The following is a 15,331-nucleotide window of genomic DNA, read 5'->3' on the forward strand; positions in this document are numbered from 1 at the left end:
AGAATTTGGTACATGTAATATCTATAGTAGAGAGGAATGTAAAGATTGTTGGGCAAAACTCTATTGTTCAGGAGGATGTGCTGCTAATTCTTACCATGCTACCGGAAGTATTGCTGGTGTATATGATTATGGATGTAAACTCTTTAAAAAGAGAATAGAATGTGCGATTATGATGAAGGTAGCAGAGCAAAATGAAAATTTAAACTGATTGAGGATCTGATATAATTGGAGAATACTATATGATACAATAAAGAGCAGGAGCATTGAAGAAGTATTTCTTTTAATTGCTCCTGTTTCTATCTATATTAAAAAATTAATCTAGTAATTGAACAAAAAGATTGATTTGTTGCAATTGAAAAATAAATGATGTTTAGTGAAGACATGATTATAACTAATTAATCAAATACCTAGTTTTGTAAACATATTATTCTATTCATATCATCGTGTTTACAAAAGATTGATTTTTGAATGAGTTATGTTATAATCTAACTGTATTTATTTAGAAATATAACAGAACTTATTTTGAATCATAAATATCGTTGTATGAAGTGACGATGGGAGGAAACTTTTTGATACTATCAGGAAAAGAAATTTTTCGAAGACTGGGAGAAGATATTATAATTGAGCCTTTTGATTCAACTCGTTTAAATCCGAATAGTTATAACTTAAGGTTGCATAATGAGCTATTAGTATATGAAGGTGATATTTTGGATATGAAAGAAAAAAACGCCTTTAAAAGGATAGTTATCCCTGAAGAAGGATTATTATTAGAGCCAACTAAACTCTATTTAGGAAGAACAGTCGAGTTTACAGAAACAAAAAATTTGGTTCCAATGTTGGAGGGTCGTTCATCTGTCGGAAGATTAGGCCTCTCTATTCATATTACCGCCGGTTTTGGTGATGTAGGTTTTAAAGGTTTTTGGACCTTGGAAATTCATTCGATTCATCCGATAAAGATATATCCGAATGTTGAAATATGTCAGATATACTATCATACAATTTGTGGAGAATATGAGAATTATTCAAGCGGAAAATATCAAGGGAATCAAGATATTCAGACAAGTTTGTTATATAAGGATTTTGAGAAATAACCAATGAAATGGAAAAAGGAGATTTGATATGAAAGTATTTAATATTCAAATGAACATCGATCAAAATAATCCGGATTACAATTATGATACTGCGGAGCGTTGGATTAGAAAAGCACATGAAGAAGGAGCAGATGTAGTCGTTTTACCTGAATTATGGAATACAGCTTTTCATATGAGTGAAAAATTATTTGAATTGGCTGATAAAGATGGTACAAGAACAAAAACATTTTTTTCAGATTTATCATCAGAACTCCATATTAACATTGTAGGAGGCTCAGTTACAGTACTGGAAAATGAAAAGATATATAATCGTTGTTATGTGTTTGATAGAGATGGTAATCAAATAGCTCAGTATGATAAAGTTCATTTGTTCTCTTTCTCGGGAGAAGAGAATTATTTTGCAAAAGGAGATAAAGTTGGTTTTTTTGAATTAGACGGTATAAAATGTGGTGTAATCATATGTTATGACATCAGATTCCCTGAATGGGTAAGACTTTATGCATTAAGTGATATAGAAGTGTTGTTCTGTGTTTCTGAATGGCCAATTAAAAGAATACCTCATTGGAAAGCGTTAACTCAATCAAGAGCTATTGAAAACCAACTGTTCCTAGTAGGATGCAACTTTGCTTCTTTGACAACAAAAGGAAAGTTTGCAGGAGAATCTGCCATTTTTGATCCTTGGGGAGTGAATATTGCTAATGGTCTGGAAGAGGATGGCTTGGTATATGGAGAAATTGACTTTGATAAGTTAAACGAAATTCGAACTACTTTGAATGTTTATCAAGATAGGAGAACAAATTTGTACGATATTTCATTTAAGTAAAAATAAATATTGATTTGAAATACTGGAAAAGAGGGACAAAAAATTTTTTTTAATTGTTTGTCATCTATATTTACGATATAATAAATGTTAAGAAAAATGTACTTTTTGAAATAAAGTGTGAGTTTTAAATTTAACTTGGAGGGAGATTATGCATAGTGTTCAGTATAAGCGAGTGCTGTTAAAACTTAGTGGCGAGGCATTAGCTGGAGGAAAAGGTGTTGGAATTGACAATGTGGTTGTTTCCAATATTGCAAAATCAGTTAAAACATTGACTTCCAGAGGGATTCAAGTTGCGATTGTTGTCGGAGGTGGAAATATTTTCAGAGGTCGTAGTGGGGAAGGAATGGATCGAACTACAGCAGACCATATGGGAATGTTAGCGACAGTCATCAATTCATTGGCGATGCGCTCTGCTTTAGAAAATATCGGAGTAGATACAAGAGTACAAACAGCCATCGAAATGCAAGCGATGGCAGAGGTATACATTCGTCTGAGAGCAATGAGACACTTGGAAAAAGGAAGAGTTGTAATTTTCGGTGCTGGAACAGGAAACCCCTATTTTTCAACAGACACCGCAGCAGCCTTGAGAGCTGCTGAAATTGATGCGGATGTGATATTATTAGCTAAAAAAGTGGATGGAGTATATGATGATGATCCGATTACGAATCCAGATGCTAAAAAATTTGATCATTTGACATATATAGATGTCTTACAAAAGAATTTAAAAGTAATGGACTCTACAGCGACATCGTTATGTATGGATAATAATATTCCAATTCGAGTATTTTCTTTGGAAGATCCTGAGAATATCATTAGAGTTGTTGATGGAGAAAAAATAGGAACAATTGTAGAAGGAGAATAGTTATGAAATTAGATGTGCATATTGAATTAGAAGATAAAATGAACAAAACAATCTCTGTTTTGAGAGAAGAATTAAGCGTGATTCGTGCTGGAAGAGCAAATCCAGCAATGTTAGATAAGGTTTCTGTGGACTATTATGGAAGTCAGACGCCATTGAAACAAATGGCAGGAATTTCTTCTCCTGATCCAAGAACAATTATGATTCAACCTTGGGATAAAACTGCATTGAAAGAAATCGAAAAAGCAATTTTAGCATCTGATTTGGGATTTAATCCTACCAATGATGGAGAAGTTGTTCGCATCAGCATACCTCAATTAACTGAAGAAAGAAGAAAAGAATTGGTAAAATTGGTTTCTAAAACAGGAGAACACTCAAAAGTAGCTCTTAGAAATGCAAGAAGAGATACAAATGACAAGATTAAAAAAATAGAAAAAGACGGTGAACTTGGGGAAGATGATGCAAAAAAAGCATTAGACGAAGTGCAACATATTATTGAAAAATATACAAAAGAAATTGATTCTATAGTTGCAAAAAAAGAAGCAGAAATTATGGAAGTATAAGATGTTAAAATATCAAAATTTGATTGGAAAATCTTTAAAAGAAGCAGTTATTTTTTTGAAAAACAAAAAAATACCTTTTGATATTTTAAAAACACAAGGAAAAAAAGATAAGGAGCTCTTAAAAGAGCCCTATGTTGTTGCCGTTCGTGAAACTGATAGGATACAGGTAATTGCTAGCAATTTTTTTACAAGAATAAACAGGTAGGGATATAAGTAGTTCTTTGATGGTAAGGAAAAAGTCAAGGACTACTTATTTCTGCATTATTAGGAATTTGAGAGGATAGTTATGTTGGAGAAACTAGACAAAGCATATATGCCAACCCATATTGGAATTATTATGGATGGAAACGGAAGATGGGCAAAGCAGAGAATGATGCCCCGAAATTTTGGACATAAACAGGGAGTAGAGACTTTAAAAAGAATTACTGAAGAATGTAATCACTTAGGAATAAAATATTTGACAGTATATGCGTTTTCAACAGAAAATTGGAAACGGTCTGGCTTAGAAATTTCAGGAATTATGAATTTATTAGTTGAATATCTCGCCAGGGAGTTAAGAAATTTGCATGAACAAAATGTAAAATTGATGACAATCGGAGATATTGAAAAATTACCTAAGGCAGCATATAACAAGTTAATAGAATCAAAAGAATTTACAAAAAACAATACTGGTTTGGTTTTGACAGTGGCATTAAATTATGGAAGTAGGAGAGATATTTCTCAAGCAATCAAAAAAATTGTTTTATCAGACAGAGAAGACCCAATTGATTTAGATAAAGTGAATGATAACTTTTTGAGAGAATTTTTAGATACTCACTTTCTACCTGATCCTGATTTGATTATTCGTCCCAGTGGTGAACAGCGATTATCAAATTTTCTGATGTGGGAAGCTGCATATACAGAATTTTGGTTTTCAGACATCAATTGGCCTGATTTTAAAAAAGAAGATTTATATCAAGCTTTACACGATTTCCAAAATCGTAATAGACGTTATGGTGGAGCAAAGTAATATGGTAAATTTTTGTCATAAATTTCTTGTTTTGTGAGTAAAAAAAGAATAATATGTAGAAGAGACTAAATAATAATATTTGATTCTTTATTAAGAAATAGGAGTAATTTAGATATGTTGGTTAGATTTTTATCAGCGTTGGTGTTGATTCCTTTTTTACTATTTTGCGTACATTACGGTGGAATATATATGTTTATCTTCCTATGTGGTGCCGCTTTGATAGGAATATATGAAATGACGCATGTTTTTCAAAAAAAAGGATATCGTGTATTACAAAAAGAGTTATATTTTTTCACTTTTCTAACATTCATTTTATTATTTTCAAAAGCAGAAATAGGAAAAAATTATAATATGACACCTTTCCTTCTCGTGTTAGGTGCGATTTATATGATTAGAAAGAAATTAAGTGTAGAAGAATTGGGACTGAATATTTTATCGTATCTCTACATTTCTATTTCTCTTAGTTATATTTTTAAAGTAGAACTAATTTCTCATTCTTATGTATGGTTCATTTTTATTTTGGCCTATGCAACAGACACATTTGCTTATTTTAGTGGAAAATTATTTGGGAGGCGTAAACTGATTCCGCAAATTAGTCCAAATAAGACAATAGAAGGTGCAGTTGGCGGAATAATCGGTGCAGTTGTTTCTTGTGAGATATATATATTTTATTTAGGAGAAACAAAATATATAATTCCAATTATTGGAGTTGCTATTGTAGGGAGTATAATCTCTCAAATAGGTGATTTGTTTGCTTCAGCTATTAAACGGTTGTTTGAAGTAAAAGATTATGGAAAATTAATTCCAGGTCATGGAGGAGTATTGGATCGTATTGATAGTGTTTTATTTACTGCACCTTTTGTATACTATGCTTTTGTTGTAATTAAAATTTTTATAAAGTAGGTTCATTTTGTAAAATTTATACAAAATTTTTTCAAAAAAACTAAATTTATGGGTTTTAATTTGGTATAAAATACTTTGTAAAATATAGTTAACATACAAAAAAGTATAGATTGGAGGAGGTAATGGAAATTTTTCATACAATAATCGCATTGTTGATTTTCGGTTTCTTGGTTTTTATACACGAATTAGGACATTTTATAGTTGCTAAGAAGAATCATGTTAGAGTTTATGAGTTTGCAATAGGAATGGGACCGAGTCTATTCAAAAAAACATATCATGATACAGTCTATTCAATCAACTGTATACCAATGGGTGGATTTGTAAGAATGAGTCCTTTTGAAGGTGATGGCGAAGTTCCTTGTTTGCCCGAGGAGGATTTCAACAACAAAAAACCAAAGCAAAAGATTGCTGTAGCTTTGGCAGGGCCGGTAATGAATATTATTTTTGCTATATTATCATTTTGTTTATTTGTTGGTATTGTTGGATATGAAGAAAATATTGTAAATCAAGTATTACCAAATTATCCGGCATATCAAGCTGGCATTTCCGAAGGTGATAGTATTGTTGCTGTCAATGGAGTTACTACTAACAGATGGGAAGACGTCACAAAAGAAATTTCAAAAGTTGAGAAAGATACTATCATTGTGATAGATATTGTCACAGATAAACAAGAGAAAAAGACTGTAGATATAGTTCCGGTTTTAAAAGATGGGCGTTATATGATAGGAATAACACCCAAAATAGAGCATAGATTCCTTCCGTCCGTTAAAAGAGGATTTTCTATGACATTATTGATTGGAACAGATATGCTATTATTTTTGAAACAACTAATTACCGGAAGAGCAAACACAAATGATTTATCTGGACCAATTGGTATTATTCAAGCAGTCTCTCATACTGCAAAAGTAGGTTCAGAATACCTATTGTATATTACAGGGATAATTAGTTTGAATTTAGGAATTTTGAATTTATTACCGATTCCTGCATTGGATGGAAGTAGAATTTTGATTTCTATTATTGAATTGTTGAGAAAAGGGAAAAAATTATCTTTGAAATGGGAGAACAGAATTAATATAGTAGGCTTTGCATTTTTATTGGGACTTATGGCTCTAGTAACATACAAAGACATTGTACGTATATTTTTTTAAGTATAATTAAGATAGGGGAAAATTGATGATAAATCGAAAAAACACAAGAGCAGTAAATGTGGGTGGAGTTATGGTAGGTGGTAATCATCCTATTGTTATTCAATCTATGACAAATACACCAACAGAAGATGTTGCTCAAACGGTAGCTCAAATTTTGGAATTGGAAAAAGAAGGCTGTCAAATCGTGAGATTAGCGATTCCGACTCATGAAGCTGCGATAGCTGTAAGAGAAATAAAAAGAAGGGTGAATATCCCTTTGGTTGCCGATATTCATTTTAATCATACTTTAGCTTTGGAAGTGATGCAAAATGGTATTGATGCTTTGAGAATCAATCCTGGAAATATTGGTGGAAAAGAAAAAGTAAAAGCTGTTATTAAAATGGCTAAAGCAAAAAAAATTCCTATCAGAATAGGAGTAAATGGAGGTTCTTTAGACAAGAATGTCTTATCGGAAGATCGTACAGTGGTAGAATCTATGATTCAAAGTGCATTAGAACATATTTCCATTTTAGAAAAAATGGACTTTTATGATATTGTAGTATCTTTAAAAGCTAGTGATATTTTTCGATCGATAGAAGCATATACCCGTTTTTCTCAAATTTCCTCTTATCCTCTTCATTTAGGAATTACCGAATCAGGAGGAGTAAGAAGCGGTGCTGTAAAATCCTCAATTGGAATTGGAAATTTATTGATCAATGGAATAGGTGATACTATTCGTGTATCTTTAACTGCAAATCCAGTAGAAGAGATTGTAATAGCAAAAGATATTTTGAAGTCTTTGGACTTGTATGATAAAGATATTAAAATTATTTCTTGTCCTACTTGTGGAAGAACAAAAATTGATTTGATCCCTTTGGCAGAACGGATTGAGAAAGCAGTTAAGGATATTCACAAACCAATTACATTGGCAATTATGGGTTGCCCTGTAAATGGACCTGGAGAAGCGAAGGAAGCAGATATTGGAATAGCTGGTGGGATGGGTGAAGCGATTCTATTTAAAAAGGGACAAGTTGTGCGAAAGATAAAAGAGGCAGATATTGAAGTAGAGCTTCTTAAAGAAATTGATAAAATGTAACTGATATCCTTGTCGATAAATAGTGTTGACAAGGATTATTTCCCTATAAGAGAAAATTTACAGGTAATGGTATCATTATTATTCAAGAGTAAATAAATAGAAAGAGTGAAGAATGAAATTAAAATCTTATTTTGAAAAAAATCATTTCAGTGTTATTTACATTAAATATTTGAGAGACAGTAATACAGTTGTCTTCCTTTTGGAACTGACACATTTTTTAAATGATTTTGAGATTGAGAAACATGAACAAGAATTATCAGAGTTGTTGCAATGTCCTGTTGTTTTATCTGTACAATATTCAAATATTGAAAAGAATGAAAAATTTTGGACAGATTACTTATCTAATTTGAAAGAATATCTCTTTAGAAAATATCCATCGTTAAATGGGATGAAAAATAATGTTACGATTGAGATAGATGCAGAGCATAAAAAATTACAATGTTGTGTTTCTCAGAAATTTTTACATAATAACTTGAAAAATAACAAGTTAGATATAGTAATATCTGAAAAAATACGCAGAGAATTGGGAATTGCAATGGAAGTACTGTTTGTGTGTGGTTCTTCTGAACTTTTAATGGAAAATTATCAAAAACAGCAAGAGGATTATTTAGAAGAACTTGTTCAAAAGATGGAAATAAATACATGTGAAACTTCAAATGACAAAAAAAATATAGATTCTGTTTGTATGTACGGAAAGATTTTTTCAGGAGAATCTGTTCCACTTAAAACAATACGGCAGGCAATGGAAAAAGTTGTTTTGGAAGGGAAGATATTTGCTCTGGATAAAAGACAGATGAAAAATCAAAAGTACCTCTATCTTTTCAATATTACTGATCAAACGGATTCCATTAGCTGCAAATTATTTTTGAAAGAAGATAACTTGCAACTATCGAATGGAGATTATGTGAAAATATTGGGTAACGTAACTTATGATACTTATGCGCAGGAATTAGTTGTGATGATTTCTTCCATGATGCCAAGTAAAGAAGAAAAACGGTTCGATAACTACGAAAAAAAGAGAGTAGAACTCCATGCTCATACTTCAATGTCTTCTATGGAAGGGCTGCTGCGTACAAAAGAATTGTTGGAAGCAGCAAAAGAATTTGGACATAAGGCCATAGCAATTACTGATGATGCAGTTGTTCAAGCATTTCCAGATGCGATGGAAAGTGCAAAAAAAACAGGAATAAAAGTACTTTACGGAGTAGAAGGTCATCTAGTTGATGATATGTCTAATATCTTAAAAGAGTTTAATGACAAAGACTTAAATCAGGAGTTTGTTGTATTTGATATTGAAACAACGGGTTTTTCTAGTATCAATGATGCGATTATTGAAATCGGTGCTGTTAAAATAAAAAATAGAGATATTGTAGATCGGTTTAGTGAATTTGTAAATCCCAAAAGAGAGATTCCCTATAATATCACGGAGTTAACCTCTATTACCAATGAAATGGTGCTTCATGAAGATACAATAGAGAAAGTTATGCCAAGGTTTATGGAATTTTGTAAAGAAAGTGTTTTTGTTGCTCATAACAGTGATTTTGACACATCATTTATTAAAGAAAATTGCAAGAGATTGAATATTCCTTATGATAGGATTGCTATAGATACCGTCGAATTGTCTAGAGCTTTGTTAACAGATTTGAAAAAGCACAAATTAAATATTGTTGCTAAAAAATTGGGCATCTCTTTAGAAAATCATCACAGAGCCGTAGATGACGCAGAAGCAACAGCCCAAATTTTTTTAAAATTTTTGAATATGTTAGAAGAGCGTGGTGTAACAACATTAGCAGAAGTAAATCAAAAAATTACAAAAACAAATATTGATACTATTAGAGATAAATCTATTACTATATTTGCTCAAAATTCTGTAGGATTAAGGAACTTATACAAATTAATTTCTTTTTCACATATCAAACATTTTTATCGTATCCCTCGTATTTTAAAGAGTGAACTCGTTGAACATAGGGAAGGTTTATTGGTTGGTACAGGCGGTGAAAACGGAGAAATATTTGGTGGTGTAAGAGAAGAAATTGAAAGAGGTGTTTCACATTCTATAATAGATGAAAAAATAAAATTCTATGATTTTGCAGAAGTAATGCCTGTTAGCACCTATCGTAGTTTTTTTAGTACTAGATTCGATATGAGTGAAAATGATTTGAGAAGAATTAATCAGAGAATTTATGATGCAGCTGCTAAAGCGGGAATAATGACTGTAGCTGTAGGAAATGTTCATTATTTGAATCCTGAAGATGGTATTTATCGTCATATCTTACGGTATGGGCAAAAGAAAAAAGATGATAGAATTGATCACGCCCTATACTATCGAACAACGCAAGAAATGTTAGATGAGTTTGAGTATATGGGAAAAGAAATCGCTCACGAGATTGTTGTGCAAAACACAAATGATTTTGCCGATTCAATTGAAGAGATAATGCCAGTTCCCGATGGAACATTTCCACCTGAAATTGAAGGTGCAAAAGAGAATCTTAGAAATATGTGTTATGATAAAGCAAAACGAATTTATGGAAACACTTTACCTGAGATAGTCGAAAAAAGACTCGAAAGAGAGCTGAATTCTATCATTGGGAATGGATATGCTGTAATGTATATTATTGCACAAAAATTAGTAACAAAATCTTTAGAAGATGGATATTTAGTAGGTTCAAGAGGGTCTGTCGGTTCCTCATTTGCTGCAACAATGAGTGATATTACAGAAGTTAACCCGTTACCACCGCATTACATTTGTGAAAATGAAGAATGTAAGTTCTCAGAATTTATGGAAAGCGGTAAGTTTGGAGCGGGAGTAGATATGCCGAACAAACATTGTCCTCATTGTGGCAAAGAACTGAAAAAAGATGGTTTTGATATCCCTTTTGAAGTTTTTTTGGGATTTGAAGGAGACAAAGAACCGGATATTGATCTTAACTTTGCTGGAGAATATCAACCAAAAGCCCATAAGTTTGTAGAAGATTTGTTCGGAGAAGACTATGTATTTCGTGCTGGAACAATTGGAAAAGTTGCAGAAAAAACCGCATATGGATATGTTGTTAAGTATTTAGAAGAAAACCAGTTAGTTGCAAATAATGCTGAAAAACAACGCTTACAGTTAGGATGTACAGGGATAAAAAGAACTTCCGGACAGCATCCGGGAGGTGTTATGGTTTGTCCTAAAAATAAAGATATTTATGATTTTACTCCGATACAATACCCTGCGAACGAAAAGAAATCTGGAGTGATTACAACTCATTTTGATTATCATTCTATCAGTGGACGTATTTTGAAGTTAGATATTCTTGGGCATGATGTTCCTTCTATTATTAGACACTTAGAAGATATGACAAATGTTGTTGCAACGGAAATTCCATTGGATGATGAAAAAGTTATGACAATTTTTACGTCTACTGATGCAATTGATTGCGATTTGTCTAAAATTCAATGTGAGACAGGCACCTTAGGTATTCCAGAGTTTGGAACAAGATTTGTACAACATATGTTAATGGATACAAATCCTCATTCATTTGCTGAATTGATTCGTATTTCAGGTCTTTCCCATGGAACTGATGTATGGGTTAATAATGCTCAAGATTTAGTAAGAAATAACACTGTTACTTTGAAAGATGTTATTTCTACAAGAGATGACATAATGAATTACCTAATTCAAAAAGGATTGCCTTCTAAAATGTCATTTAAGATTATGGAAAATGTTCGTAAGGGTAAAGGTCTTACAGAAGAACAAGAAGAATGTATGATAAGCCATCAAGTACCAGATTGGTATATTACTTCTTGTAAGCGAATTAAATATATGTTTCCAAAAGCACATGCGGTAGCCTATGTAATGATGTCATTTAGAATTGCATACTTCAAGGTGTATCATAAAGAAGCGTTTTATGCAGCTTGTTTTAGTACAAAAGTAGATAACTTTGATGTTGACTTAATTTGTCGCGGTAAAGAAGCTGTTATGATCGCATATCAAGAATTGAAACAAAAAGAAAACAGTTTAACAGCCAAAGAGTCAGGATTTATCACGGTTTTAGAATTAGCTTATGAGATGTACCAACGAGGTGTGAAAATGAACCAAGTAGATATCTATAAGTCAGATTCCAAAAAGTTTTATGTAGTGGATGATGAGATTTTACCACCTCTGGTTAGTATTCCTGGACTGGGGCTAACAGTAGCCGAAAAAATTAAAGAAGAAGCTGCTAAGTCAGAGTTTATTTCTTTGGAGGATTTTAGGATAAGAACCAAGTCCAGTAAAATGGTCATCGAAACGTTAAAAAATCATGGTTGTTTACAAGGGTTACCTGACACTAATCAACTTTCTCTTTTTTAAGAGAAACAAATATAATAAATTTAATAATAAATGTTATGGAGGAATTGATATGAGTCAAGAAATTAAAAGTGAAGTATTTGAGTGGATAAAGGTTATTGTTATTGCAGGAATATTAGCATTAATTATTACACATTTTGTTAAACCTACAATAGTGAAAGGAGAGTCAATGGTTCCGACTCTATATCCAAATGATTACCTTATTATGAATCGAGTAGCTTATAAAAATAAATCAATAGATTATTTAGATATAGTTGTATTTCATTCCAATATTTCATTGGACGGAGAATCTTCCAAAAAGAAAAAAGATTTGGTAAAACGCGTTATAGGGTTACCGGGAGATATCATTGAAGTAAAAGATGGTATGGTTTATAGAAATGGAGAAGAACTCAATGAACAGTATATCAAGGATGGAATAACAGATCGTGATATCATAGTTGTTGTGCCTGAAAATCATTATTTTGTTATGGGTGATAATCGTTTGAATAGTAGTGATAGTCGTGATGAACGAGTAGGGATGATTTCAAAAGAAAGTATTATTGGAAAAGTAACATTGAGATTATTTCCTTTCAATAAAATTACGACAGACTTTTTACCGGAATAAAAATTGATTCTATCTCAATTCGAATCACTATACTTCTTGTTATGAAAAAAATAGAGTTTGTTGAAAAAACAGAGGAGATTTCATATGAAAATTAAAAAAACAAAAAAGTTAGAAGACTTGTGGAAAGAGCAATCTCATCTAAAACAAGATCATACGCCATTGGCGGTAAAAGTAAATAATAATTTATATCCTTTATCATATGATGTAGAGGAACAATCAGAAATTAATTTTTTAGATATTACAGATAATGATGGTCGAAGAATTTACATGACATCTTTGACGTTTTTATTTACCCGTGCAGCTAGAGAAGTTCTGGTTGGAGCTGTTGTGACTGTAAAACATTCATTACAAAATGGAATATATTTTGATATCGAGTACAAAGAACTATTGAAGAGTGCCCATGTTCGATTAATTGAAAAAAGAATGAGAGAACTTGTAGAAGAAGATATTTTGATTGAAAGGATTTCTTATACAAGGGAAGAAGCCATTCAACATTTGAATGCGGATAAATTATCCTCCAATAATAGTCAATTGTTGCAGTACAAAGATTCGTCTATGACCCATATTTATCGATGTGGATGGCTCCAGGACTATTATTATGGTTATATGGTACCGTCTACGGGATATTTAAAAGTGTTTTCACTCCACCTGTATAATCATGGAATTGTTTTATTAGGTCCATCCGAAAAAGATCCTTCTAAGCCAACAAAATTTATTCCTCAACCAAAATTGTTTCAAGTATATAAGAATGCATCTGAGTGGGGGAAAATAATGGGTGTCAGCAATGTACACGAATGGAATTCTGCTATTCGAAGTGGAGAGTATAGAGAGATTGTTCGAGTTACAGAAGCTGCACATGAAAAAAAGATTTGTGAGATTGCAGATATGATTCTAAACAATCGCGAAAAAGGGAGAATTATTTTGATAGCTGGACCATCAAGTTCTGGAAAAACAAGTTTTGCTCATCGGTTGGAATTACAGTTAAAAGTGAACGGACTTTCCCCAATCACTATCTCAATGGATAATTATTTTGTGAATCGAGAAGAAACTCCTTTAGATGAGTTTGGAGAACCGGATTTTGAAACTGTCGATGCAATAGACATTGCATTATTCAATCGTCAAATGGCAGAAATCATCGCAGGTGAGGAAGTTGTTTTACCTACTTTTAATTTTGTGGAAGGAAAAAAATACTTTGATCCAACAAAAAAAATACAAGTAGAAGAGAAACAACCGATTATTTTGGAAGGAATTCATGGTCTGAATCCAAAATTGACCAATCAAATTCCTGATGGAAATAAGTTTAGAATTTATGTGAGTCCATTAACTCAGATAAATTTAGATAGTCATAACAAAATCTCAACGTCCGATCTACGATTGATTCGTCGAATGGCACGTGATACCCAAACAAGAGGAAAAACGCCACAAGCTGTCATTCAGGCTTTTGATAAACTCAAAAAAGCAGAACAGAAGTATATTTTCCCATATCAAGAGAACGCAGATGTTATGTTTAATTCTGCACTTATCTATGAACTATCTGTATTAAAAAAAATTGTATATCCTATGTTACAAGGAATTGATAGTAAAAGCGAGGTTTATAGTGAAACTCGTAGATTGGAAAAATTTTTACAGTTTTTTGATGAAATGGAATTGGAAATAGATATTCCACCAACATCTTTAGTAAGAGAGTTTATAGGTGGTTCTACACTAGTATAAATGTACTATTTATCTTTATTTAATATTATAGAATAATTATATTATTTTAGGACTATGAAAAAAGTACCCTAGTATTTCTAAGGTACTTTTTTATTTATAGATGATTTTAAAACTCAATAAAAAATTATTTAACATGATAAGTTACCATATTATAGATATTTATATTGGAAGATAAAAAATTTTTAACTTTATTATGAGAGTATGTTTTTCAGACTATGAATCAACTTTTGATTATCTTCTGGTAATAAAGTACAAATGCGGAAAAATTTCTCATTCAATGTTTCAAAGTTTGCACAGTTTCGAATTGCTAAAGCATCAGGAATAAGTTTATCGTAAAGGTAGTCAGCATCGAATTTGTCCGAAATAATCTCACATAGAATGAAGTTACCATAAGAAGGATATACTTTAATTTGATCAAAAAAAGATAATTCTTTCATTAAATAGTCACGCTCTGTACATATCTTTTGGGAAGTTTCCTCAATATAATCTGTATCAATAAACATTTTCTCACCCATCATAGTGGCAATGATATTGATATTCCACAAATCTGTGTGTAATTGGAAAAAATCCAAGACTCTTTCATCTGAACAAAGTCCATATCCAAGACGAATTCCTGGAGTGGAAAAGAATTTACTTGTTCCTCTTATGACAAACAATTTTTTGTACTTTGTTGTCAACGGTGTAGATGAGTATTTATTTTTATCGGTAAATTCAATATAAGTTTCATCAATCATCACATAGCAAGATGTATGTTCCATAAGGCGGCAAATGTCATCTTGTGAAAAGATACTTCCTGTAGGATTGTTTGGATTGCATAAAATAAGAATATCTACCTGTTTTTCATTACTCTTTTCTATTACATCTGAAATATTTCCTCTAAAAAAATTTTCTTTTTTTAATGAGTATGAAAAGATAGTATTTCCTTCAATTTTATTTAATTCAGAGTGGTATTCTGAGTAAGCAGGAATCATAACCATAGAACGTTTTGGATTCACAAATTGAATAAATTTAGATATCAGTCCTGTTGCGCCCTCTCCAAGAATAATATTTTCTATATTAGCATTTGAATATGAAGAAATCGATTGCTTTAGTTTAAGATATTCAGGATCCGGATAAATGGATACATTTTGAAGGTGTTGTTTAACATATTCCAATGCTTTTTGACTGGCTCCAAATGGATTGATATTGGAACTGAAATCACGAATATCTTTTA

General features: G+C 31.8%; 14 protein-coding genes. 13 read left to right on the plus strand and 1 reads right to left on the minus strand.

Translation table 11 applies throughout. The annotated features are described in order from the left end of the window. The 13 genes from ACO5GE_RS06250 to ACO5GE_RS06310 all read left to right on the plus strand — a co-directional run. The coding region (locus ACO5GE_RS06250) for an SPASM domain-containing protein (protein ID WP_484830064.1) at positions 1 to 208 on the plus strand (208 nt) is incomplete at its 5' end. 361 nt (positions 209 to 569) lie between these two features. Beyond that, on the plus strand, positions 570 to 1,091 hold the full coding sequence (gene dcd / locus ACO5GE_RS06255; RefSeq protein ID WP_484830065.1) for a dCTP deaminase: 522 nt from the start codon (positions 570 to 572) through the stop codon (positions 1,089 to 1,091). Positions 1,092 to 1,119: 28 nt separating this feature from the next. Further along, positions 1,120 to 1,914, plus strand: coding sequence for a carbon-nitrogen family hydrolase (locus ACO5GE_RS06260; protein ID WP_484830066.1), 795 nt, complete (start codon positions 1,120 to 1,122; stop codon positions 1,912 to 1,914). A gap of 148 nt (positions 1,915 to 2,062) precedes the next feature. Continuing rightward, positions 2,063 to 2,776: a UMP kinase gene (gene pyrH / locus ACO5GE_RS06265; protein ID WP_484830067.1), complete on the plus strand. Its 714-nt coding sequence runs from the start codon at positions 2,063 to 2,065 to the stop codon at positions 2,774 to 2,776. Between the two features lie 2 nt (positions 2,777 to 2,778). After that, the gene (frr, locus tag ACO5GE_RS06270) at positions 2,779 to 3,336 is read left to right on the plus strand and encodes a ribosome recycling factor (RefSeq protein ID WP_484830068.1); all 558 of its coding nucleotides are present in this window, start codon (positions 2,779 to 2,781) and stop codon (positions 3,334 to 3,336) included. A 1-nt stretch (position 3,337) separates the two neighbouring features. Next, positions 3,338 to 3,541 carry a hypothetical protein gene (locus ACO5GE_RS06275; RefSeq protein ID WP_484830069.1) on the plus strand — a complete coding sequence of 68 codons (204 nt, stop codon included), beginning with the start codon at positions 3,338 to 3,340 and terminating at the stop codon, positions 3,539 to 3,541. Positions 3,542 to 3,622: 81 nt separating this feature from the next. Then, positions 3,623 to 4,345 carry an undecaprenyl pyrophosphate synthase gene (gene uppS, locus ACO5GE_RS06280; RefSeq protein WP_484830070.1) on the plus strand — a complete coding sequence of 241 codons (723 nt, stop codon included), beginning with the start codon at positions 3,623 to 3,625 and terminating at the stop codon, positions 4,343 to 4,345. A gap of 114 nt (positions 4,346 to 4,459) precedes the next feature. After that, complete coding sequence (locus ACO5GE_RS06285; protein ID WP_484830071.1) at positions 4,460 to 5,248, plus strand: phosphatidate cytidylyltransferase; 789 nt, start codon at positions 4,460 to 4,462, stop codon at positions 5,246 to 5,248. A gap of 122 nt (positions 5,249 to 5,370) precedes the next feature. Further along, a complete protein-coding gene (gene rseP, locus ACO5GE_RS06290; RefSeq protein ID WP_484830072.1) occupies positions 5,371 to 6,396 on the plus strand; it encodes an RIP metalloprotease RseP in 1,026 nt (341 codons plus the stop codon). 25 nt (positions 6,397 to 6,421) lie between these two features. Beyond that, positions 6,422 to 7,471 (plus strand): flavodoxin-dependent (E)-4-hydroxy-3-methylbut-2-enyl-diphosphate synthase, encoded by a 1,050-nt coding sequence (gene ispG / locus ACO5GE_RS06295; protein ID WP_484830073.1) that lies wholly within the window; start codon positions 6,422 to 6,424, stop codon positions 7,469 to 7,471. Positions 7,472 to 7,583: 112 nt separating this feature from the next. Continuing rightward, positions 7,584 to 11,804, plus strand: a complete 4,221-nt coding sequence (locus tag ACO5GE_RS06300; protein ID WP_484830074.1) for a PolC-type DNA polymerase III — start codon at positions 7,584 to 7,586, stop codon at positions 11,802 to 11,804. A 49-nt stretch (positions 11,805 to 11,853) separates the two neighbouring features. Continuing rightward, positions 11,854 to 12,405: a signal peptidase I gene (lepB, locus tag ACO5GE_RS06305; RefSeq protein ID WP_484830075.1), complete on the plus strand. Its 552-nt coding sequence runs from the start codon at positions 11,854 to 11,856 to the stop codon at positions 12,403 to 12,405. An 84-nt stretch (positions 12,406 to 12,489) separates the two neighbouring features. Further along, on the plus strand, positions 12,490 to 14,118 hold the full coding sequence (locus ACO5GE_RS06310) for a uridine kinase family protein (protein ID WP_484830076.1): 1,629 nt from the start codon (positions 12,490 to 12,492) through the stop codon (positions 14,116 to 14,118). Between the two features lie 191 nt (positions 14,119 to 14,309). Here the strand turns inward: ACO5GE_RS06310 and ACO5GE_RS06315 are convergent. Further along, a partial coding sequence (locus ACO5GE_RS06315; protein ID WP_484830077.1) for a pyridoxal phosphate-dependent aminotransferase occupies positions 14,310 to 15,331 on the minus strand: 1,022 nt, incomplete at its 5' end.

The sequence above is a fragment of the Filifactor sp. genome, assembly GCF_057248345.1.